Below are 20,352 nucleotides of genomic sequence, written 5' to 3' on the forward strand. Positions count from 1 at the left end.
TTACATGAGGTGAGTAAGTGCTTCATCGCCAAGCGTCATAAGAACAGCTTGACGTAGCAAATTATCAATATTGATTTTACTGTTTTCTAAAGTTTTTAGCCTTTTCGCAGCATAACGGGCAATATTGATGCCATCCCTAATAGTATAATTTTCAGCGTTAGTATGGGCTTTTTGTAAAAAATTAATAACATAATCAACAATATACTCATCAATAAAAGGTAGATTTTCTTTAAGAATGCGTTTTTCTTCCTCAGCTTCGGGAAAATCTAGATAGATCTGAGGTTGTAAACGGCTGTGAATATATTCCGGAATTTCAAAAGTCGAAGCATCATCGTTCATCGTAATACAGATGCGGAAGCCAGGGTCTGCCGTTACTTTAAGGCCAGCTACAATGGATTCAATATAGCGTCTTGTGTCGAGAAGGGGAGCAAGTGATGCCCATGACTTTTCACTCATGCGATTAGCTTCATCAAGAATACAGACACCCCCTCGTAGCATGGCGGTAACTAAAGCGGAAGCTACATAGCGGATTCCGCCTGCTTTATCTATCACAGGGCTAATAAGTAAATCTTCTGGACGTGTATCCATCGTGCATTGAAAAATATAAACCTCCTTATCTAGCTTTTTTGCTGCCGCATAGGCAAGGGTAGTTTTGCCGACTCCCGGCTTGCCAATTAAGCGAGGGTTTAAAGGGATATCTTTTTCATCAATTACCAACCAAGCTGCTAGAAGTTGATCCAATACATCAGTTTGACCTATCCATTGAAAGCTGAATTGGTCAGGAAATCCTAAAGCAATTTCGACTCCTTGAATAGTGATATGATTTTCGTGCTCATTGGGCCTGGAATAAGCCATATGGATCTCCTTTTTGATAAAAAGTGTATGAATATGCAGAACAAATGTAAATAGTAAAAATAAAAGTGATTAGCTTTTTGAAAGAACTAAAAAAATCAAAATAAATTTTTAAAGAAAATTTTAAAAATTGATAAAAAACGATGGCTTTTCTATAGATGAAGTTAATCTTATGTTTCTAACTAGCTGAACATTTTATAAAAAACACTCTAAAAGTTTTTATCGATCTTTCGAAACTATGCACTAGGGCTTAGCAGCTTTATGCGAGCCGTATAAAAGAGATGCTCGGGCAATATTTTCGCTAGCATAAGGGTAAAGAATCTCCATTTCTTTAACTAGTTCCTTTACCTTCTTGCGCATGGAATTTTGTCCTACAGGACAGCGGCACATAATTCTGATGAATCCATACTGTTCTGCAAAAGCACGAATCTCTTCTTCTGAAATGTAAATAAGAGGGCGTATAATCGTTATCCCATATTTTTGCATATAAATTTTGGGTAAATTTCCTGCAAATTCACCTTTATGCAACAAATTCATTAAAAAGGTCTGAATGTTATCATCCCGATGATGACCAAAAGCAATGTTAGTGGCTCCTACACTTTTGGCAGCTTCAAAAAGAAGAGATCTCCTTTCGCGAGAACAGCTGTAGCACTCAAGGGTTTCGAGTTTTTGCTTAGATTCTTTAACAATAAAATGGACGCCTAGCTGATCGCAAATAGCTTTTAAATAGGTGACATTTACGCCTGCACCGCAAGAAAATTCACCATTAACAAGGATGGCATATATATCTAATTCAGGAAAGCCCCTACCTGCTATAGCTTTTAATAAAAATAATAGCGTTAAGCTGTCTTTTCCCCCCGATAGGGCTACCGCTATCTTATTATCGCTTTCTAGCATTTGATAGTCATAAAGAGCTCGGCGAAAAGTGCTTTCTAATTTTTTACCTAAGCGGGACCAGGGCGGTTGAGCTATAGGTATAGAGATAGTCATAAAAAATTAACTTTTATTTAAAAATAATTACCAAATACTTTATAGTACCCTTAGAGGCGGAGTCAAGGCATTTCTAAAATTTACTCTAAATCTTACCAATAAGTCTAAAGGATATGGATATGACAGAAAAAGTGAGCCGTAATGATCCCTGCCCCTGCGGATCAGGAAAGAAATATAAAAATTGTTGCTGGGGAAAAAAGTATACTAAAAAGAAACTTACCGCGAAATGGTTAAATCAGCCTGCTATGCCTAATCTTATGGAACGCACTTTCGGAGATTCTATTGCTAAAACTTTTAAGCAGCAGCCGCCCCTACTCCATGTAGAAAAGGAAGTCTCTTCTGCAGAAGCCCCTTCTTTAGAGAAGACGGAATGATCTATCAAGAGCTTTTTATAGCGTAAGTTTAAGGCTTTCCTTAAGCTTGCCTATAGCCTGCTTAGAATTGTTAAGCCAAACGATTCGTGAAAAAAATACACTAACTTGTTGAGCGCAAAAAAATTAGAATATCCCATTGTTTTTTTATAAAATGACTTGCTGCTAATCATGCATTTTTGCTATAAGTTACGCATAATTAAACGCTATCTTTTAAGCGAGTATTCTGTAAGCTGACATAGCTCAATTGGTAGAGCACCCGACTTGTAATCGGACGGTTGTGGGTTCAATTCCTACTGTCAGCATCCCTCTGGGGGTGTCGCCTAGTGGCAATGGCAAGAGACTGTAAATCTCTCGACTTCGGTCTGCGTTGGTTCGAGTCCAACCGCCCCCATTCTTTTGGACGTTTCTTACCGTCCACTAGTTTTGTAAATACTTCACACGCCTTTATAGACAGGTTTTCCTATCCAATTTTACGTTCTGGAACACAGAATCTAACCGTTGGCCTTTTTCATTGACTTCAGCGCTCTTGAAAATCTCCTTAGCACAAGCGGTTAAATTCATCACCCTGTTGGCGGTTATATAAAAGTTTTAATCTGCTTGCTCATAGCAAGCCATCTGCTCAATTTATTTTCTTCAAATCTTGATTGTAATTCTTTGCGATCAATTGCAGAATAAGCTCTATTCAAAGAATCTTCCCAAGATTTGTATTCAAACTTGCTGCCATCACCCCAAGAATCATAAGAGCAGCGAAGATAAGGCTTTCCAGAAGAAAGAAAAGCTAAATTGAGCTACATACCATTCATCGGATTAATTTTTTTTTAGTGTCTCGAGAAAAGCGATAGATATTTCCGTCGCAAATCAGGGGATCTTGGAAAGGAATATTATTTTCACTCATATGTCGAAGGCAATTTGATTCATACTTATTTTTTACCTCTTTAAATTATGCGATTGAGTGATCTCCGAACATCTCTTCAGCTTTATTGCAAATGGCCTGCTCAATTGCCTTGCTTAAACAAGGCTCAGTTGGATGGGAAAGCGTGAGATTTTGTTCGCCAACTTTCCGAGTAGGATAAGTGATTCTATAGTCAGTTTCATCGCGCCTTTTGAGGACACCAATAGAGCTGATGTAGAACTGATGATCAATCTCTACGCATGCAAATGCGATCAAGCCGTTTGGGGGCTTGATTGAGAGAAGCTCCGCTTTGGTGAGGCTCATAAGGCTCCGGATGGATTACGTTTGTCTATTTGGAGAAGCAAATCAAAAAAAGCTCCAAGGCGGCAAGATTCAGTCACTGCTAAAGGTTTAACGGTAGCCTTCTTTTTTGGTGGCTTGTGAGCTTTGAATTTGTTTTGTTTCATGTCTCCATTTTAAAAAATTTAGAAAAGAGGTACCGAAACCGGACAACGTCAGAATTCTTGAAAAGAACTCCGCGTGAAGGGATAGAAAAAGCCTAGCTGTTTGTCGGAAAAGTGTCGCAAAAACTGGAGAAATTAAATCCGATTAACAGAGTAGTTAAGGTATTTGTAGTGGTTAAAAGAGGAAAGAAGTTGTTTTTTTGAATTTTTGACAAAGGAAAGGTGCTATATTATTCGTCTGGCGTCAATTGGATAGTCAATTGCACCCAGTTTAGCTATAGAATCAAAAAACTTACCTTTAGAGAAGAATACTTTTTTTAATTCATTTTTGATCCCTAGCTCCCCAAGAGAATGTGAAAGAGCAGGAAAGTCGATGCAGGTATAGGAGTCCGTATTCAGCATTAATTTTAAAAGCTCATAAGGGCGCGAGGAGCGTGAAAATCTCTTCATAAAGAAGGGCTCCCTATCGTTACTTTTACTTCCCATATGAGCAATGATCCAAAACTGGTCTTCTTTATCTAAGTAAAATTCTAGGGCTGCTAAACATATTTTCCTACTAGGAATCAAGGTATCCACTCTCGAGAAAAAGACATCTCTAGCCTTACAAACGCTTAACCAGAAGTTCACCTATATCTTTCATACTTCTTTGCTCCTAAAATTCAGACTATCAAGTGCGTGTATATCTAAAATAAAAATGGTTTCTAAGGCATCAATCTCTGGAGTTTTCATAAATCCCCTAATACTTAAGGGTTTTATACAAGAAAAACCTCATAAGCCATCAGGGAATCGAAAATAAAAAATCTAGAAATTATTTTATATACCAAGCAATACTAATATCTCTTAGATCTCTTATAATTTTTTGTAAGAAAGGCCTTAAGAAGGCCCTTCTTACAAATAAAAGCTTAAAGGCCATCCGAGAGAAGTTTTTCATATCTTCTTATTAACTTCCCTTATGCCATTTGGTACTTTAGACTCTTAGCAAAGCTTGGGGCAGAGGGGCTTAAGACAGGCAAAGTAAGTGATCTAAAAAAATGTGCTTTAAATAGCAGAATTTAAAGCTTTTTTCATTATCATTTATCCTTTTCTGTCGATTAGCTTTTTACTTCATTTTCTGCCCGAGCTTGAAGATTGTAGAAAAATCGCATAAAGAAGGGGGTAAAGACTGTAGTAATGGCAATCACAATGATCATCGAAGCGTATAAATCGTTATCAAAAACTTTGCTATCTTTCCCCACCTCTGCAAAAATTAGTCCCACTTCTCCTCGAGGCACCATCGCAATACCCACAGCCCATTTGATCCATTTATTTTCTTTAAAAAGAAGAAAGCCTGAGGATAGCTTACCCACTATGGCGGCGATAAGTATAGAAATAGAGAGTAGCCAAATGAAAGTTGATCCCCAATTGATTTCGCTAAGGTTTAAAGATAAACCTATCGTGACAAAAAATAGAGGAGTAAATAGATGCACGATTGGCTTCATTTGGGTTTCCACTTTATGAGAAAATTCTTCATTAAAAGGAGAATAAGTTCCCCAAGGTAGAATAAATTGCCGAGAAAGAGCAAGACCTGCTGCAAATCCTCCTAAAAGTGCAGGAGCCCCCATTTGATGAGCTAGCCAAGCAAACAATAATATGAGAGAAACGATAGTAGTGGGAAGAAGCCCAGGAATTTCACTTTTCTTTTCATAATGTTTGATGACATTAGAAATAAATTTAGCAGCTATAGGTGCCAATATAAGAAATAAACAGATGAATACGAGTACCTTGCCAATATTTATAAAGCTGATCCCTCCTCCTTGAGAAAATTCATAAAGAACGGATAACAAAATGATTCCGATGATATCGTCGATGACAGCTGCGCCGAGCACAATTTGAGCTTCATCGCTGGTCTGTCTTTTAAGATCAGTAAGTACTCGAATTGTTATTCCAATGCTAGTTGCTGTCAATGTGCTTGCAATAAATAAAGATACGAGCAGGCTTAAGTCAAATAGCTGGTAGCTGACAAGAAAGCCGAGCGTAAAAGGAATGACAACGCCTCCTACTGCCACTATAAAAGGCTTACTACCTGTCTTTGCTAACCTTCCCATATCCGTTTCCAGTCCTACTTCAAAAAGAAGGAGAATGATTCCAATTTCTGCCAATAACTTAATCATCTCGTTAGGCTCTATTAAGTTAAAGAGGCTAGGGCCAATGAGGACGCCGGCAAAAAGTTCACCGATAACAGAGGGAATATTAAACCTAGCGAAAAATTCTCCTAATACTCTAGCCATAAATAAAATAATGACAAGCTGGAGAAAAAAGTTGTGAATTTGCATGATAATGTTTCCTTAAGGCTTGTAGATTAAGTTTTTCAGCTTTTCGTTTAAAGGGTCAGCTTCTGAAATAGAAGTGGACTTTTTAAGTAATGCCCTAATATTGCAACCTAGTATTTGAGAGAGTACAATAAAAATGATACTTATGCTAAATAAGTGCTTGGTTTATGTCAAACGCTTGGCTTACTCCTTTTACATTTTTTGCCTTTTTTATGTCATCCAAGTTCGTGGAAAAAGATAGTAATTATATTTTCTACTTGCTGCTTTAGCTTGATTGCAGCCAAGTAGAAAAGGCTTCAAAGCATGATTTCAGCAAAGACCCAGCTATATAAATGTAATTTCTTTATAAGGCCCACCAGCTGGACTTTAACGGAAAGATGGTGGGTAAAAATTTACAATAAGAAAGAAAAGCTATTCGTTTGTTTTAAAGCTTTTGAAATTTACCCCATGTAAGCTTTTCTTTTCTTCGACCAATTCTTTTCTTAAAATAGCCTTTACCTACCTAATTCTAGGAATTAGGAATCAAGCTGCCACATTATAATAAAATGTAGGAGAAAATGCTCTCACGTCATCCTTTTGCATAAGCGCTTAGTTGCGGACCAGGCTTGTCAACAGTGCCAAAAGAAAAAGATGCCCCAAAATTTACCAGGAGCGATGAGAAGATAATGACGCGAGGGAGCAGAAGGGGCATCCAAGAAGTTTTCTTGCTGGCACCGCCCCCGATTGCTTTAAGCGAGGCCATGGAGGAAATCTTCATCTTATAAAGCCGACCTATCAGCGAGCAGGATCCCCTTAGCCTTTAACTATAAATAAAAAATGAAATCGATTAAATATTCAAAGTCTAAGAGGGACTAATAGAGGGAATGAGGCCTAGCATGAGAGAGGCCATAAAAGACAATTGACTAAGTTGCTTACACAGCAAGCTCGAAAAATTACGAGCAACCTGCCGAGCAAATTTTTAGATTATTAACGAGACATATGCTTTTGACAGTTAATCAGTAGATGTGTTAAAAAGATATTAATTTATATCGTTCGTTTAATCCTATAACTGATTTTAAGGAGGTATAAAATGTCTTTTAATCTATTCCCTTCCATTTTCAATCGTGACCCCTTATTCCGTTTTCCAAAAAATCTTACGCGAGAGCTTGAGCAATTTTATGGTGAGGAAAGAGATCAAGACCTTACCATTTATGAGGACAAAAATAACAACATTGTCGTAGAGGCCGCTATGCCTGGTTTAAATCCGGAAGACATTGAAATTAATTTGAATAAAGGTGTTCTGTGGATCAAAGGCGAAAAAAAAGAAGAAGAAAGTGATAGGGATAAAAAATTTTATAGACGGTCGATGCGTTCGTTTTCTTATAGCGTAGCTCTTCCCGAACAAGTTAATGATCGTGAAGAACCTCAAGCCTCTTACAGAAATGGTGTTTTGCAGGTTAGCTTTCAAAAAGCGAAATCTTCGGAAGCTAAGCGGATCTCTATTAAAAGCGAAAAATAAATAATAATGAGGGGGAAGGTAAAAAACATATTACCTTCTACCCACCAAAATCTTAAAATAAAGCTAATGGAGCAGGCTGAGTAATTTTAAGCATACTCAGCTTCTCCTAGAATGATTTCATTTCTCCAATTGGCTTTTTTCTTCATGGAAAAGGCATTTTAAGTCCCTTTTCTGCAAAAAAGATGGCGCGATAGGAAGAAAAATCGGTGGATTGGCTATCAGATTCAGCTAAAATCTACTTTTATCTCAAGTAAGATAAAAATCTTTATACCTGATTCTTATTCTTTACTGGTTTTCATCCACTTCACGCCTAAAATGGCAGACGACCATTAATTAAAGCTCACCTGCTCTGAATATACTTATAAAGCTCGTCTGCTGCCGCTTTATCCGGAAATGACTGTTTAGCTGTAGGGGGTGGGGGTGATCCATAAAACCCGCCATAAAAGCCAGGCGGATTAGAAGGGGGCATATTGCTAGGATTAGCAGAAGGATCAGTGATGTTATTATAATTTTGATCGGCAGATGGAGGCATATAAGCTTGCGATTTCTTAGAAGGGGGTGGAGGATATTGCGAAGGAGTAGGCTTGCCTTGATCACTAGGATCTGCCTGAAGAGGTAATAAAATTCCCCATAAAATGAAAAGATAAAAACCCCAGCAACGAGTAAAGCTTATATTCATAAGACCTCTTTAAAAAAACTATGAGTGTTAACTTCAAAATACCTTAAAATTTATTTTATCTACATATAAATATCATTAGCAACTTTTTAGGCTATTTAAATTTTTTATGCAACCTCTTAAGCCTGCATACAATAGAAAGAATAGGAGAGGCTCGCGGATAGGATGCTTTTTCATCCAAGAATCCTTTTTTATTGGCTTGCTGGAAAATAAAAATTATTCTTTTTATTTATCTTCCTTAAGTTGCCTTTAAGAAAGCTTACCCAACAAGCTCTTCTTTAAGTTTTATCCTTTAAGTTAACTTTGAAAAATAAGCTGTAAGAAGTTTTTTTATTTGTTTTTTTTTGTTGCATGTCAGATTGATTGGAAATTTAATTATTTTTATCAAGCCCTTATAGATAAACGAGAGCAAACTTGTAACTCTTTTATATGAAGATCGTAGCAACTAAAAGGCTTTTTATTTGGGGATCTTAAGGTGGGTAAGGCCGAGAAATAAATTGTGAAGATAATCATTCATAGGCTATGAATGAAAGCCTAGCAAAGAGTAGAAAAAGGTTTTTTTATGAAAGTCTTACCTTTAACTTGTCTTAATCATTTAATTAAAGATAAAAAAAACCAAGAATTGCAGGAGAGTTTAAAATCTCTTTCAGGGTTTGAAATAGCCGATCTGATAGAAAAAAAAACTATGTCCGATCGGTTATTTGTGTTTACTTTGCTATCTCCTCAACAAGCAGCTGAAACGTTTGATTACCTTTCCGATAAGCATAAAAAGCAAATTTTGCGCTCCTTATCTTCCACGCAAATTGCGAGCATGCTAACAGCAATGCGATCTGACGATCGTACCGCTCTTTTAGAGGAACTACCTCAGCAGGTAGTGGAAGATTATTTAAAACTTTTGCCCGCCGAGCAACGCCTTGAAACTTTAACCTTGTTAGGCTATCCAGAAGATAGCGTAGGACGGCTGATCACTACGGATTATATAGCAGTCAAGATGAATTGGAGTATAGAGCAGGTTTTTGATTATATTCGCGAGTATGGAAGAGATAGTGAAACGATTGATGTTATCTATGTGGTGGATGATGCAGGCATCTTGATTGACGATTTAAGGCTTAAAGAGATACTTTTCCACCCTAAAGAGTATAAAATTGCTCAAATCACGGATCAAAAGTTTTTAGCTTTATCCGTTCATGAGGCAGCTGAAGAGGCCATTAATATATTTAAAGAATATAATCGCGTGGCTTTACCCGTTGTAAATGATGAAGGAGTTTTATTAGGCATTGTCACCATTGATGATATTTTGCGATTAGCTTCTGAAGAGAATACTAACGAAGTCCATAAAATTGGAGGAAGCGATGCTCTCGATGAGCCTTACCTGGAGACGCCTTTTTTTGAATTGATAAAAAAAAGAGCGCGCTGGTTGGTCATACTATTTGTAGGCGAAATGTTTACAGCTACAGCCATGAGTTTCTTCGAAAATCAAATTTCAAGAGCCGTCGTTTTAGCTTTATTTCTTCCTTTGATAATTTCCAGCGGGGGAAATGCTGGCTCGCAATCTTCTACCCTTATTATTCGCGCAATGGCTTTAGGTGAAGTAAAGCTTAAAGATTGGTGGAATATTATGCGGGGAGAATTTCTTTTAGGCGCCTCCTTAGGCTTAGTATTAGGAGTGGTAGGCTTTATTCGGGTTTCGCTATGGGGAACTTTAGGGCATGTATATGGTGAACATTGGTTTTTAATGGCTGTGACTATCTTTTTTTCTTTAATAGGCGTTGTTTTGTGGGGATCCCTTTCAGGAGCTATGTTGCCTTTTGTTTTACGCCGTCTAGGATTTGATCCCGCTACCTCTTCAGCTCCCTTAGTGGCTACCATTGTAGATGTAGTAGGAATTATCATCTATTTTACCTTGGCGATGGTGATACTTAAAGGCTCATTATTATGAATAATTTTAAAAAGAATGAGTTTAAGCCTCTTTTAGAGCGTTTTTCCTGATTTTCTAATCTATTAATTTGTTTTTTGAAAAAGCATTTATTTAACCAAGGAAGCAACATTTACTGTAGACAAAAATTACTTTAAGATAGATTGTATATCTCATACAGCCTAATTGATAAACTTAAAAATTAAGAGAAAATATTTTAAAGGTTAAAGCACGGGAAAAAACCTTAATTAAATAAGGACTTTAATAACAAAAAAGCTGTGCCGACATAACCATACTTTTATAAATCTAAAAGAATAAGTGAGTAAAGTGCTAAAAGCTGAAGTACTACAGCATGAGGCTTTACTCTAAAGAGTTTTGCTAGTTTATTTTTTTATTGAAGCGTTCCCTATCCTGCCATTTCCTGCTACTAAAGTTAGGTCTAGAAGTGGCGTTCGATAGGTAACAGTGTGCCCTGTTGTTAATTTGATCTTGCAAGGAAAATTTTTATTCTACTGGGTGTGTTTTTAGATAATGCCACCATGTTAGATTGAAATTAAGATGTGTATATAAGTTTCTATTCATAAATTTATGGTTAACTTTTAGGAGGTCTCTATGAAAAAGATTTTTTTAATGATGCTGTTATCTTTAGCTTTTATTTCTTGTGGTGGCAAGGATAAATCTGTCCCTTCTTCCTCCAAAGGGGAGCAGTCAGATTATTTAAGGGATAAAGCTGATCGCCATGCAGTAGAAAAAACTCCGTTAGATCAATCGGAAAGTGAAGCAGATCGTACCATTACCCAAAAAATTCGTCAGGCTATAGTGAAAGATGATTCTTTGTCTATGAATGCCAAGAACATTAGAATTATAACAATTGATGGAGTGGTAACTTTACGCGGCCCTATTGCTACGCTAGAAGAAAGAGAAATTATTATTGGAAAAACCAAAGAGATTCCTGGAATAAAAAAAATAGAAAATCAACTAGAAATAACCGGAAAAAAATATTAATTTATGGAGGCTGTTATGAAAAAAGTAGTTTTTGGCTTAGCTAGTAATGAAGCTCAGGCTCAACGAATTGTATCCCAACTTTTATCTGCCGGATTTCATAATAAGGATATTTCTATTCTTTCTCCTGATCAAAATCAGCCGACAGCTACATCCAATAGGTATGGCGAAGCTAGGGAGGGAGACTTGGCAAGAACGGCTGATAAAGATATCCCTTCTAGCAGCACGGGTTCCAAAGCTTCTGAAATGGGAGCAGTAGGAGCTGCGGCAGGTGGTGTGCTTGGTGGTTCTTTAGGATTGCTGGCTGGAATTGGCACTCTAGCTATCCCGGGGCTAGGCGCTCTTATTGCTGCTGGCCCGATTATGGCTGCTTTAAGTGGTTCGGCTGTAGGAGGAGGCTTAGGCCTTTTGGTAGGAGCTATTGTGGGTGCAGGAATTCCAGAAAATGAAGCAAAAAGATATGAAGCTGGCTTAAAAGCTGGTGATATTTTAATTAGTGCTCAGGCTGATACCCGCGAGGAATTGAATCGTGCTTACGAGATCATGAAAAATGAAGGAGCTAAAGATATCTCTACCACAAACGAGACATCGGAAAGCAAACTTTAAAAATCGATCTTCAGGGGTGCTTTAAGGCACCCCTGAGTAGTTTTTTTCTTAAAAATTAGGATAATAAAGTAAAAGTTACTAAAGACCTTATTAAAAGGCAGATTATTGTACCTCTATTCTCTTTTCTACCGTTCTCTTCATGGATACTCTACCTCTAAATACTGATCATTTCTTAGGTTGTTTTCTTGTAATTATTGGCAGGCAAGTAACTAGGCTCTTCTTAAGCTCTTACGGCCGCATATAAGATTTTAGAGAGGGTTTTTTCCGCCCTAAAAATGAATGGTTTGAAAAGAGATCTCTATTAAAAAGCTTTCCTTAAACTTTAAAAAATTCTAGTATCATCAGATATTTTTACAAAATCTATCGATTTTTAATAGCCCTTCTAAAGCAATTTCTTTAGATAATAGGAATAGGATAATGGTAATGAATGAAGTCGCCTTATATCTTCCATCCATAGCAGATGGAGAGGATAAAACTTCCCCTTTTAAAAATCGCCTTAGAAAGAATTACCGTCATATTCGCAAATGGGCAAAACGCACGACTACGGATTGCTTTCGCATTTATGATCGTGAAATAAGACATTATCCTTTAGCGATCGATTTTTATGCAGGAAGGTTTTGTGTACATTATTTTTCTCGCACGAGAGAAGCTCCTGAACCTTCGGCTGAATTAAAGGAAGAAATTGAGCAAACCTTAAGCTCTCTTTTTGGTGTGACCCCTGATTTGATCTATTGGCGTACACGCGTGCGGCGACAAAAATTGGAGCAATATGAAAAAAAGGGGAGCACTAAAGAGTATTTTATCGGGCATGAATATGGGGTGAGGTTTAAAATTAATCTTCGCGATTACCTGGATACAGGGCTTTTTTTAGATCATCGGGAGACTCGCCAAATAGTGGCGGCAGCCTGCCCAGGCAAAAGGGTTTTAAATCTCTTTGCCTATACTTGCGCTTTTAGTGTCCATGCGGCGATAGCTGGAGCAACTTTTACAAAAAGCGTGGATATGTCGAACACTTACACTGCCTGGGGAGCTGGCAACTTCGAGCTTAACGCTCTTCCATTGAAAAAAAATCCTATTATTCGTGAAGATTGCTTAAAATTTCTAAGCCTAGAAAGCCGTACCGGCACTAAATACGACGTTATTATTATCGATCCTCCCACTATCTCGCGCTCGAAAAAAATGCTGGAAATGTTTGATATCCAAATCGATTATGTGGACCTATTGTCTAAAGCTATTAAACTTCTTTGCAAAAAAGGAGTAATATTTTTCAGCACTAATTCGCGCCACTTTGTTTTTGATAAAAGCCTTTTTAGCACTTGTTCGATTATCGACATCTCTGCTAAAACTTTGCCTTTAGATTTTCACGATCCTAAAATTCATCGTTGCTGGAAAATTACTCCTTTCTCTCCGTAAATAAACGCATATTTTTTGATACATCTTTTTACTGTAATTTTCTCGACAAAAAGTAGTCCTATTTTTAATTTGCTAGGGGTAAAAAATATTTTTTGATTTTTGAAAACGTTTTTATTGAGGCAAAAAGAGCCCTTCTATTTACATTCTCTGCCAGATTTCATAAACATGTCCTTGCTTAGCAGAGAAAAAGTTAGGTCTGTCTATCTCTGGAAAAGCAAAATTTGCCTTTAAGATATCATGGTCGAGTTCGAATATACCTTTAAAAGCTTTTTCGGCAAAAGGCCCTGAATGAGGAATTAAATCTATCTGGTAGGGTTGAAAATTAACATTAATGGATATTTTTCCCTTATCACTTTTAGGAAAGCCTCCTACATAGTTGGGAAAAGTTAAGTCCCCCCAGGCTAATTTAAAATGTTCCACATCAGGGAAGCTATAGATAAAGTTCTCAAATATAGCAGAGGGTAACCACAGGCCATTAAGTTGGCAGCCTATTACTTTCCAATTTCCTTTCAATGCCTTGTCTATTTCAGGCTTATTAATTTTATTTGTGGTCATACAATTTCCTTATCTTGTTGAATTGCTATTTTTACCCAGCTGTTAAGGGCTTCGTTCATTTTTTGCAAAATTTGAAGGTTTTCTTTTATCCCATAGTTGGCTGCTAAATAAGTAGGATCTTTATAACCAATTTGAGTAAGGCCTTTATCGTCTTGCCATACAAGAATTTTTAGAGGCAGTTCTATCCCAATCGCAGGATTTTCTTGCATGAGTAAAGTGCCTGTTTTAGGGTCTCCAAAAATCAGTAGTTGTTCATAGGGTAACTCTAATCCTTTTTTTAAAGCTTCTCCTGCATGATCGATAGTTGTAAATAACGTAACATTACTAGCCTTAAAAAGGCTGATTAGCTTTTCGACTATTTTCAAAGGTGGTTCAGCACTAGAATAGGTGATAAAGGGATCGGAAGGGATGCTCATGATGAAAATCCTTGGTGCAGCCTAGATTGTAAAGTTAAGTTGAATATGACAAAATTAAATTTTAATTTAAAGTTTTTCTTAAGTGATGGGATAAAAGAAATTCATAAGTGTTAGAGCTCCTGCTTTTTACTCATACTTATTTTATCTTACGTATAAGGTCTAGCTAGTGATAAAAGATGGGGGGAATAAGAATAAAATAAAAAGATCATTTACACCTTTAAAGAAGGCGGCCTTATATCATGAATGATGCTTTACCTTTTTTTGAGCAGGTTCTTCGTACAATAGCTAGGAGATAGCCATTTCTCCCTTTATTGTATATAAATACAGTTGTGCTTTAGCTGGATTTGAAATAGGGTTTAAGGGCATGGAGGTGAGAAAAGTAGGAGGTAGCAAAGCCTTTTTGAATTTATAGGTTTGTACAGGATATCAAAAAGTAGCGAGCAAACTTTTATCCGGATAAACTTCAGGTTGGGTAGGAAAGTAAGATTAGGGAAATAAGGAGAGGGGAGAAAAACTCATTTTTGGATAACCAATAAAGCATTATCGAAATGATTTAATTTTGAAGGAATAATGATCACTTCTATATATTTTAATTGATACTCTTTTCTCAGGTAAGGGATAAGCTTTATAAAAGCTACTCTTGAATGAGCGGTAAGATCTTCAATAATATATATTCCTCCTTCTTTAAGTTTGTGAATACTGTGTTGCAAAAAATTGAGGTTAGCGTCAAATTCATGCAAACCATCCTCGATCATAATATCAAATTGAAGGCCATGTAAATCCTCATTGCTAAACAAATTGTGAATCGAGCTCTTCTGACGTTGGTCACAATAATAGGTTTTAATCGTTGGAGTCTGAAATAGAATTCTTTGATCTATATCGGCGCCGAAAATGTGTGCTTTGGGAAAAAAAAGAGCCCATCCATGCAGCGAAGCTCCAGGGGTGCCTTCTTTTCCCATATTATAGGGGATATCTGAATAGTTAGTCCCAATCCCTAACTCAAAAAGATTAATGTTATTATGCCTCCACGGGCCGAATAATTTAGCATACAGTGTGGTGTAGTTGTGCCTTTTATCTCCTTTATCACTGCCATATGAAGTCATGATGGCACATAAGGTCGTCGAGGTTTTATATTCTTGATGGGATAAATATGCATTTACCCATTCTTCCACGGGAATTTTTGCTAATCTATTCATTAGCTCCAAGGGTGATTTTTTTTATGTGTAAAACGCAATTCAGACTTTAAAAGATCTTAGAAATAATGTACCATAAAATTTTTGATTTTTTAAGGGGTCTTAAGATGTCTGTTCTTATTTATCTGCATGTAAAATGCTCTACTTGCCAGAAAGCTTTACGCTTTTTAGATAAAGCTGATCTTTCTTATACAGCAGTGGATATCGTGCAATCTCCCCCTTCTTTAGAGGAATTAAATAAAATGCTCGCTTATTATAAGGGGGATATAAAGAAGCTTTTTAACTCTTCTGGTAGGCTTTATAAAGAACTCCAATTGAGTCAAAAATTACCTTATATGCCTCAAAATGAAGCTTTATCTTTATTGCATGCCCAAGGAATGCTTGTTAAGCGGCCTTTCTTATTAGGGGATGGCATAGGCTTAGTAGGCTTTCAGGAAGAGCATTGGAAGCATGTTTTTTTAAGGTAGCGTAAGCTTTGGTCCTGCCATCATGCATTTTAAGATAATTTATTAATTTTGCTCTTAACCTTATCCTTCTATCATTCTTGAAAAATTTCTTAGCGAGTAGATCCATTTTTGTTCGTGAGTTGAGAAAGCTTTGAAAAAATTCTTGTTAGCTTCGCAAATATGGACTTTAAAGAGAATAAGGCCTCCCTCCTACAAAGTTGTAACTTCTTTCCCTCTATGAAAGAGGGATGTAGACTTGTATCTTGATAAGGTTATTTGATGTTTTTTTTAAATAGGCTCTAGTATATGAGCTATAAAAGCTATATCAAAATTTTTTGAGGGTCAAATATGCCTATTACGAAGCCAGGGGATGGTGTTATTGTGGGTACTTCCCATCGTTTAGAGTGGATGCTACCCTGGTGGTGGGCACATTTTCGTCAGCATAATGAGCATCCGGTATTATTCGTAGATTATGGGGATATGTCTTTACAAGCAAAAAACTGGTGTCAGCAGCGTGGGGAGTTGATAAAGCTAGAGTTAACTGATACATTTATGGCCAGGAAGGATCAGATAGACCCTATGCAAGCTTGCCTATGGGAAAAAATGCAGCCTCAAGTATGGGACCTGCGTTTTACCTGGTATAAAAAACCTTTTGCTTTGTTATTGTCACCTTTTAAAAGAAGCTTATGGCTAGATCTAGATTGCCAGGTACGGGGATCTTTGCAGCCTCTATTTGAAGGGTGTGAAAATGAAGCTGGTTTTGCTGTAGCGGCTGAACATGCACTTTCTCAAGAGTTAAATCTACATAGAAAAATAATTACTCCTGGTCAAATCATGTACAACGCGGGAGTCATAGCCTTTGCTAAGCATTCTAAGATAATTAAAGATTGGGCAGCCCTTGCTGTAGAGCAAAACCATTTGTTTTGTTCAGATCAGCAATTGATGGCCCATATTTTAAATTCGCACCATGGCTCCTTTACCGCGCTTCCTGCAATTTATAATTGGACAGCGGATCAGAAATTTTCTTCTGATGTAGTAATTTTACATCGCTGGGGCGATGAGGGAAAAAGAAATATTGCCAAAATAATGGAGATTTTAACCAGAGAGATGAACTTTAACTTTTCTTTCTAATAATCGAGAGGGACACGCATCACCCTCCTAACTTTTCCAAATATAGAAGGGCGAACTTTTTTAAGGGTAAAAGCTGGCCTCTGCTAAGTTTCTTAAACGATAAAAATAGTGGAATTTAGTTAAATTGAGGCTAAAGTAGAAGTTTTTTTATACTGTTTTTTTTCCATTTAATGATTTTGTTCCACTTACTCAATTTTTAATTCTTTAAAGAGATCCTATATCTATCCTAAGCAAGCATGAGGATAAAGAAGAAGTTTAGGGTAAGCTTTTTAGCTATAAGAATTTTTCAGGTAAAAGCAAAATCATCCACCGCTCCAGGAAGCAGCAGCCAAAGGAAGCTTATTCTTTTTCTCCTAAAATTAGTTTTTTTACTTAAAGCCTATGACTCCTTTTTCCAAGCATGCATGTGTGAGGGATAATAATGACTAAGCACCTACACAGCTATCTAACTGTTTAGATCTTTAAAATTTAGGCAAGGAAGAAAAATTTTTGAGATAGCTTCTCAGCAGAATTAATAGACAGATGGGTATCACCAAGTTACCAAACCATACTAAAATACCGCTATTATAAGGAGCTTTATTATGGTCCAGATAGGAAGCCATGTGTATGCAAAAATTGCCCATCAAAAAAATAGCAGAGCTTAACACGGTGGCCACCCAAAATAAACCCCGGAAATAAAGGGATAGGATCCCTAAGACTCCAAAAGCTAGGTCAGCTACGCCTACTTCCAACTGAAAAGGACTGCCGGGTGACCATCCAATTAAAGCTGCAATCTGGTCAGACTTGAAAATATGCCCACTAAAAGCAATAAGCTCCATTATTCCAATATTAAAAAAGAGGAGATAAGAAAGTAAAATCTCCCGAAGCTCAGCATGTTTAATTAATCTCTTATGGATAAGGGTAAAGACTAGTGCCATTCCAAAAAGTATAAAACCGATCATTTAAGGTCCTTAAGCAAGCAAAAATCAAAAGTCATTTTTAAATTTAATTGATTGGCAAGATTTCTATTCTTTTTGCTCGTTGTAAAATTTTCCTTTCTATAGCTCTTTAAAGCCGTTCTTCTTTTCACGCTAAATTTCTTTCTCCTCGCTTTCTAAAAAAGAGGCTTTGCTAATCTATGCATACCATATTTTTTTAGAATATCCAAGTAAAAGTAGAAAAAGTTGCTTTTCTTCTCTTTTTGTTTTATCTATAAAATAAAAAGAGGTGCGGGTACTAGAGGAAGCCTTGTCCTCCTTATCAAGGAAATTCATAAAATTTTTTATCTAAATTAAGTTTTCATGTTAAATCCTATCAAAAATGATAGATTAAGCCTTTTGATAGCCCCTGGCTTGGGATTAGCTTAGACGAGTAATTGCTGACATGGGATCGTCCATAACATTTTAGATAGGTTGAAAGTTAATCATTAAACTCATGCTATTTTCTAACATGCGCTTAATCTAGGCTCTCAATTATGCAAATATTTTTAGATGCTTATTGAAATTATTATAAAAAACTATTGGAGTTGAATATATGAAAAATTTTCTTTTGTTTACCTCGCTTTTTTTACTGATACTTTGCCAGGGGTTCGCGGGAGAAGAAATTACAGGTTTTTGGAAAACCATCAATGAGAAAACCGGCCGGGCAGAAAGCACTCTAGCCATTTATGAATATCAAGGGAAATATTATGGACGTATTGTGGCCACATTTGATGAGCAAGGTGAAATTGCGGATACTATCGATCATCCCCATGACAGAGCCCCAGGCGTCTTAGGTAATCCTTATTATGCTGGTTTAGATATTATTTGGGATCTGCAACAAAAAGGTAACAAATATACCAATGGAAAAATTTTAGATCCTGAAAAGGGCAGAGTGTATGGAGCTGAACTATGGCGTCAAAACGATAAGCTAGTGGTGCGGGGAAAATTGCTATGTTTTGGTAGAAATCAAATATGGTTGCCTCTTAATGAGGATGAGCTAAGGGGGCTGTTCCCGCAAACTGGCTTGCCTGCCTTTATACCTAACATCCCTAAAGTAAAATAGGCTCTCTGCCCTTTTTTAAGTAGCTAAAGAAAATTCTTTAGCTACTTCTCGTTTAATGAATTAATTCTTAAAAAAATAAAATTTTTTTCTTTAATTAAAATCTGGCATTCATGGCACGCATGAGCCCAAACATATCGCGCGCCATAAATTTTTTATTGGTAAAAAGAAGATGGCTGCTCTCGTAATAGGGCTTATATTTTTGCCAATATTTTCTTTTGCCATCGAGCTTAAACATCCAATTAGCACCTTTAAAGGCCGTTTTGGTAAACCAATTAGAAAAAGCACTTAAGCCGGTTATTCGATCAATTTTATCTAAGGGAACCATACCAAAGGTAAGATATTGACAATTTTCCTTGCGTAATTGTTCTAATATGGATACAACAAGGAGTTCAGTGGTCCCCCCTGAAGCCTCTGGGGTAGCCATTAAGAGATTGATGACCCAGCCACCCCTTGCTTCTAATTGATTTAACATGCATTGCCCCACTAAACGGTTTCCTTTAATAGCATAAAACCATCTTTTTCCTGAGCGATTATTAAATAGATGAATATTTGAAAGATAGATCTGAGGCCCTTTCCTGCCCTTTAGCCAAGTTTGCTTAGCTTGCTCCATGGCTTGTTCTAGTTCTGCTTGTGGTGAAGTGTACTCATGAATAGAAGTTCCTTCAGTTAAGGCATGCTTAACTTTTTTACGCAACATCCTTGCATCACGTCCTGCTGTAGGATCAAGATGAGGATCTACAAAAAAGTCATGCCCTACCTCAATTAGCGCGCCATTATAGTGTCGCACCCCCCAATCTCCAAATTCTTGGGAAACTTGAGTATAAACGATATTTTTTTTATGTTTTTTACAATGCTCTTCAAATTCTAGAGCCAATGAAACTTTTAAAGCAGGATCGCATACAGGCTCACCGAACACAAAAGCGGCACCTGCGGCAAGGCGATAACCAATAACTCCTTCAGCATAACGAGAGGTAAAGATCTGACAGCGCGGATCAAGTAAAGCGATAGAAGGGGAGCCTCCCCAACGTGTGACGTAATCGGCTATTTGCGGGCTGCTAAGTTTTTGTTGAGATGGTAATTCTTGAAGCTGCATTTTTTTTATCCTTGGCTTTTTTTTGCCAACCTAAATTTTAAGAAAGAAATTGTCAATGGATTATTTTAGTTGGGTAAAGGAAGGTCGTATCAAAGTGAAGGGTCTAGAATTTTCAGAGACTTTAAAAAGAGTACTAGAGTACGTGAAAGTTATCCTGACGACTTGGAACGACGAAGCATGGAAGTAATAAACCCAAATTTTAGCTTTTAATACAAAAGGAGGAAAGTTTTGCAAGTCTTCCACATTTATAAGCCTCTTTTTCTTTGTAAATCTTACCAAAGGCTAATGGAGATATTGGCTCCATGAGTTGCCATCCCACAAGATTACTAAATTATTGTTAAGATGAAGGCTTGCTTTAGCAATTTGTAAGCGGTCACGGGGGTATCAATTATTTTCTGATAAGTAAAACAATTTTTAGAGTTTATGTTTAGTTAATCATATATTGAATAGTATGCAGCCATCATACGAGCAGCTATTTACAGAGAATGCGCAGCTTCGAGCTGAA

General features: G+C 36.9%; 22 protein-coding genes and 2 tRNA genes. 12 read left to right on the forward strand and 12 right to left on the reverse strand.

The genetic code is table 11. The features are described 5' to 3' along the window. Nucleotides 1-855 (reverse strand): AAA family ATPase, encoded by an 855-nt coding sequence (locus tag NEOC84_RS01695; RefSeq protein ID WP_166154682.1) that lies wholly within the window; start codon nucleotides 853-855, stop codon nucleotides 1-3. Nucleotides 856-1,095: 240 nt separating this feature from the next. Then, a complete protein-coding gene (locus NEOC84_RS01700) occupies nucleotides 1,096-1,842 on the reverse strand; it encodes a tRNA 2-thiocytidine biosynthesis TtcA family protein (RefSeq protein WP_166154684.1) in 747 nt (248 codons plus the stop codon). A gap of 119 nt (nucleotides 1,843-1,961) precedes the next feature. On the opposite strand from NEOC84_RS01700, the gene NEOC84_RS01705 reads away from it, so the two are divergent. From NEOC84_RS01705 to NEOC84_RS01715, 3 genes are all read left to right on the forward strand, one after another. After that, a complete protein-coding gene (locus NEOC84_RS01705; protein ID WP_166154686.1) occupies nucleotides 1,962-2,216 on the forward strand; it encodes an SEC-C metal-binding domain-containing protein in 255 nt (84 codons plus the stop codon). A 229-nt stretch (nucleotides 2,217-2,445) separates the two neighbouring features. Then, nucleotides 2,446-2,518, forward strand: a tRNA-Thr gene (locus NEOC84_RS01710). 7 nt (nucleotides 2,519-2,525) lie between these two features. Then, nucleotides 2,526-2,607, forward strand: a tRNA-Tyr gene (locus NEOC84_RS01715). A gap of 549 nt (nucleotides 2,608-3,156) precedes the next feature. Here NEOC84_RS01715 and NEOC84_RS01720 read toward each other — a convergent pair. The 4 genes from NEOC84_RS01720 to NEOC84_RS01735 form a co-directional block, all read right to left on the reverse strand. Continuing rightward, on the reverse strand, nucleotides 3,157-3,384 hold the full coding sequence (locus NEOC84_RS01720) for a hypothetical protein (protein ID WP_242678160.1): 228 nt from the start codon (nucleotides 3,382-3,384) through the stop codon (nucleotides 3,157-3,159). A gap of 44 nt (nucleotides 3,385-3,428) precedes the next feature. After that, a complete protein-coding gene (locus tag NEOC84_RS01725; RefSeq protein WP_166154690.1) occupies nucleotides 3,429-3,575 on the reverse strand; it encodes a hypothetical protein in 147 nt (48 codons plus the stop codon). Nucleotides 3,576-3,797: 222 nt separating this feature from the next. Beyond that, nucleotides 3,798-4,022 (reverse strand): hypothetical protein, encoded by a 225-nt coding sequence (locus NEOC84_RS01730; protein ID WP_213155956.1) that lies wholly within the window; start codon nucleotides 4,020-4,022, stop codon nucleotides 3,798-3,800. Between the two features lie 641 nt (nucleotides 4,023-4,663). Next, on the reverse strand, nucleotides 4,664-5,884 hold the full coding sequence (locus tag NEOC84_RS01735) for a cation:proton antiporter (RefSeq protein WP_166154691.1): 1,221 nt from the start codon (nucleotides 5,882-5,884) through the stop codon (nucleotides 4,664-4,666). A 300-nt stretch (nucleotides 5,885-6,184) separates the two neighbouring features. On the opposite strand from NEOC84_RS01735, the gene NEOC84_RS01740 reads away from it, so the two are divergent. Both NEOC84_RS01740 and NEOC84_RS01745 read left to right on the forward strand, forming a co-directional pair. Then, nucleotides 6,185-6,334 carry a hypothetical protein gene (locus NEOC84_RS01740; protein ID WP_166154693.1) on the forward strand — a complete coding sequence of 50 codons (150 nt, stop codon included), beginning with the start codon at nucleotides 6,185-6,187 and terminating at the stop codon, nucleotides 6,332-6,334. Nucleotides 6,335-6,950: 616 nt separating this feature from the next. Then, nucleotides 6,951-7,379 carry an Hsp20/alpha crystallin family protein gene (locus tag NEOC84_RS01745; protein ID WP_166154695.1) on the forward strand — a complete coding sequence of 143 codons (429 nt, stop codon included), beginning with the start codon at nucleotides 6,951-6,953 and terminating at the stop codon, nucleotides 7,377-7,379. A 340-nt stretch (nucleotides 7,380-7,719) separates the two neighbouring features. Here NEOC84_RS01745 and NEOC84_RS01750 read toward each other — a convergent pair whose 3' ends face one another. Then, complete coding sequence (locus NEOC84_RS01750) at nucleotides 7,720-8,058, reverse strand: hypothetical protein (protein ID WP_166154697.1); 339 nt, start codon at nucleotides 8,056-8,058, stop codon at nucleotides 7,720-7,722. 559 nt (nucleotides 8,059-8,617) lie between these two features. Here NEOC84_RS01750 and mgtE point away from each other — a divergent pair. The 4 genes from mgtE to NEOC84_RS01770 all read left to right on the forward strand — a co-directional run bounded on the left by mgtE (nucleotide 8,618) and on the right by NEOC84_RS01770 (nucleotide 12,991). Beyond that, the gene (mgtE, locus tag NEOC84_RS01755; RefSeq protein ID WP_166154699.1) at nucleotides 8,618-9,994 is read left to right on the forward strand and encodes a magnesium transporter; all 1,377 of its coding nucleotides are present in this window, start codon (nucleotides 8,618-8,620) and stop codon (nucleotides 9,992-9,994) included. 588 nt (nucleotides 9,995-10,582) lie between these two features. Further along, on the forward strand, nucleotides 10,583-10,975 hold the full coding sequence (locus NEOC84_RS01760; RefSeq protein WP_166154701.1) for a BON domain-containing protein: 393 nt from the start codon (nucleotides 10,583-10,585) through the stop codon (nucleotides 10,973-10,975). A gap of 15 nt (nucleotides 10,976-10,990) precedes the next feature. Then, nucleotides 10,991-11,578 (forward strand): hypothetical protein, encoded by a 588-nt coding sequence (locus tag NEOC84_RS01765; RefSeq protein ID WP_166154703.1) that lies wholly within the window; start codon nucleotides 10,991-10,993, stop codon nucleotides 11,576-11,578. 423 nt (nucleotides 11,579-12,001) lie between these two features. Then, a complete protein-coding gene (locus NEOC84_RS01770) occupies nucleotides 12,002-12,991 on the forward strand; it encodes a class I SAM-dependent methyltransferase (protein ID WP_166154821.1) in 990 nt (329 codons plus the stop codon). Nucleotides 12,992-13,129: 138 nt separating this feature from the next. On the opposite strand, the gene NEOC84_RS01775 is transcribed toward NEOC84_RS01770, so the two are convergent. From NEOC84_RS01775 to NEOC84_RS01785, 3 genes are all read right to left on the reverse strand, one after another. Continuing rightward, a complete protein-coding gene (locus tag NEOC84_RS01775; RefSeq protein ID WP_166154705.1) occupies nucleotides 13,130-13,546 on the reverse strand; it encodes a hypothetical protein in 417 nt (138 codons plus the stop codon). After that, nucleotides 13,543-13,962: a DUF302 domain-containing protein gene (locus tag NEOC84_RS01780; protein WP_166154707.1), complete on the reverse strand. Its 420-nt coding sequence runs from the start codon at nucleotides 13,960-13,962 to the stop codon at nucleotides 13,543-13,545. The genes NEOC84_RS01775 and NEOC84_RS01780 overlap by 4 nt, the downstream gene beginning before the upstream one ends. Before the next feature lie 515 nt (nucleotides 13,963-14,477). Then, nucleotides 14,478-15,158 carry a class I SAM-dependent methyltransferase gene (locus tag NEOC84_RS01785; RefSeq protein WP_166154709.1) on the reverse strand — a complete coding sequence of 227 codons (681 nt, stop codon included), beginning with the start codon at nucleotides 15,156-15,158 and terminating at the stop codon, nucleotides 14,478-14,480. Between the two features lie 104 nt (nucleotides 15,159-15,262). Here NEOC84_RS01785 and NEOC84_RS01790 point away from each other — a divergent pair, with 104 nt between their 5' ends. Together NEOC84_RS01790 and NEOC84_RS01795 are read left to right on the forward strand one after the other, a co-directional pair. After that, nucleotides 15,263-15,622 carry a Spx/MgsR family RNA polymerase-binding regulatory protein gene (locus NEOC84_RS01790; RefSeq protein ID WP_166154711.1) on the forward strand — a complete coding sequence of 120 codons (360 nt, stop codon included), beginning with the start codon at nucleotides 15,263-15,265 and terminating at the stop codon, nucleotides 15,620-15,622. Nucleotides 15,623-15,949: 327 nt separating this feature from the next. Then, the gene (locus NEOC84_RS01795) at nucleotides 15,950-16,732 is read left to right on the forward strand and encodes a hypothetical protein (protein ID WP_166154713.1); all 783 of its coding nucleotides are present in this window, start codon (nucleotides 15,950-15,952) and stop codon (nucleotides 16,730-16,732) included. Nucleotides 16,733-17,193: 461 nt separating this feature from the next. Here the strand turns inward: NEOC84_RS01795 and NEOC84_RS01800 are convergent, their stop codons facing one another. Further along, nucleotides 17,194-17,673 (reverse strand): DUF6790 family protein, encoded by a 480-nt coding sequence (locus tag NEOC84_RS01800; protein ID WP_166154715.1) that lies wholly within the window; start codon nucleotides 17,671-17,673, stop codon nucleotides 17,194-17,196. Nucleotides 17,674-18,244: 571 nt separating this feature from the next. On the opposite strand from NEOC84_RS01800, the gene NEOC84_RS01805 reads away from it, so the two are divergent. Next, nucleotides 18,245-18,754 (forward strand): DUF2147 domain-containing protein, encoded by a 510-nt coding sequence (locus tag NEOC84_RS01805; RefSeq protein ID WP_166154717.1) that lies wholly within the window; start codon nucleotides 18,245-18,247, stop codon nucleotides 18,752-18,754. 94 nt (nucleotides 18,755-18,848) lie between these two features. Here NEOC84_RS01805 and NEOC84_RS01810 read toward each other — a convergent pair whose 3' ends face one another. Beyond that, a complete protein-coding gene (locus NEOC84_RS01810) occupies nucleotides 18,849-19,847 on the reverse strand; it encodes a phosphatidylglycerol lysyltransferase domain-containing protein (RefSeq protein ID WP_166154719.1) in 999 nt (332 codons plus the stop codon). Between the last annotated feature and the right edge of the window lie 505 nt (nucleotides 19,848-20,352).

Origin of the sequence: Neochlamydia sp. AcF84 (assembly GCF_011087585.1) — a bacterium.
Classification (GTDB): Bacteria; Chlamydiota; Chlamydiia; order Chlamydiales; family Parachlamydiaceae; genus Neochlamydia.

What these genes read in the sequence shown, in the direction of transcription:
- NEOC84_RS01740 (WP_166154693.1), top strand. Translation starts at nt 6,185, where the DNA reads ATGATTTCAGCAAAGACCCAGCTATATAAATGTAATTTCTTTATAAGG.
- mgtE (WP_166154699.1), top strand. Translation starts at nt 8,618, where the DNA reads ATGAAAGTCTTACCTTTAACTTGTCTTAATCATTTAATTAAAGATAAA.
- NEOC84_RS01775 (WP_166154705.1), bottom strand. Translation starts at nt 13,546, where the DNA reads ATGACCACAAATAAAATTAATAAGCCTGAAATAGACAAGGCATTGAAA.
- NEOC84_RS01695 (WP_166154682.1), bottom strand. Translation starts at nt 855, where the DNA reads ATGGCTTATTCCAGGCCCAATGAGCACGAAAATCATATCACTATTCAA.
- NEOC84_RS01785 (WP_166154709.1), bottom strand. Translation starts at nt 15,158, where the DNA reads ATGAATAGATTAGCAAAAATTCCCGTGGAAGAATGGGTAAATGCATAT.
- NEOC84_RS01800 (WP_166154715.1), bottom strand. Translation starts at nt 17,673, where the DNA reads ATGATCGGTTTTATACTTTTTGGAATGGCACTAGTCTTTACCCTTATC.
- NEOC84_RS01735 (WP_166154691.1), bottom strand. Translation starts at nt 5,884, where the DNA reads ATGCAAATTCACAACTTTTTTCTCCAGCTTGTCATTATTTTATTTATG.
- NEOC84_RS01795 (WP_166154713.1), top strand. Translation starts at nt 15,950, where the DNA reads ATGCCTATTACGAAGCCAGGGGATGGTGTTATTGTGGGTACTTCCCAT.
- NEOC84_RS01770 (WP_166154821.1), top strand. Translation starts at nt 12,002, where the DNA reads ATGAATGAAGTCGCCTTATATCTTCCATCCATAGCAGATGGAGAGGAT.
- NEOC84_RS01750 (WP_166154697.1), bottom strand. Translation starts at nt 8,058, where the DNA reads ATGAATATAAGCTTTACTCGTTGCTGGGGTTTTTATCTTTTCATTTTA.
- NEOC84_RS01700 (WP_166154684.1), bottom strand. Translation starts at nt 1,842, where the DNA reads ATGACTATCTCTATACCTATAGCTCAACCGCCCTGGTCCCGCTTAGGT.
- NEOC84_RS01760 (WP_166154701.1), top strand. Translation starts at nt 10,583, where the DNA reads ATGAAAAAGATTTTTTTAATGATGCTGTTATCTTTAGCTTTTATTTCT.
- NEOC84_RS01765 (WP_166154703.1), top strand. Translation starts at nt 10,991, where the DNA reads ATGAAAAAAGTAGTTTTTGGCTTAGCTAGTAATGAAGCTCAGGCTCAA.
- NEOC84_RS01810 (WP_166154719.1), bottom strand. Translation starts at nt 19,847, where the DNA reads ATGCAGCTTCAAGAATTACCATCTCAACAAAAACTTAGCAGCCCGCAA.
- NEOC84_RS01780 (WP_166154707.1), bottom strand. Translation starts at nt 13,962, where the DNA reads ATGAGCATCCCTTCCGATCCCTTTATCACCTATTCTAGTGCTGAACCA.
- NEOC84_RS01805 (WP_166154717.1), top strand. Translation starts at nt 18,245, where the DNA reads ATGAAAAATTTTCTTTTGTTTACCTCGCTTTTTTTACTGATACTTTGC.
- NEOC84_RS01790 (WP_166154711.1), top strand. Translation starts at nt 15,263, where the DNA reads ATGTCTGTTCTTATTTATCTGCATGTAAAATGCTCTACTTGCCAGAAA.
- NEOC84_RS01730 (WP_213155956.1), bottom strand. Translation starts at nt 4,022, where the DNA reads ATGAAGAGATTTTCACGCTCCTCGCGCCCTTATGAGCTTTTAAAATTA.
- NEOC84_RS01705 (WP_166154686.1), top strand. Translation starts at nt 1,962, where the DNA reads ATGACAGAAAAAGTGAGCCGTAATGATCCCTGCCCCTGCGGATCAGGA.
- NEOC84_RS01725 (WP_166154690.1), bottom strand. Translation starts at nt 3,575, where the DNA reads ATGAAACAAAACAAATTCAAAGCTCACAAGCCACCAAAAAAGAAGGCT.
- NEOC84_RS01745 (WP_166154695.1), top strand. Translation starts at nt 6,951, where the DNA reads ATGTCTTTTAATCTATTCCCTTCCATTTTCAATCGTGACCCCTTATTC.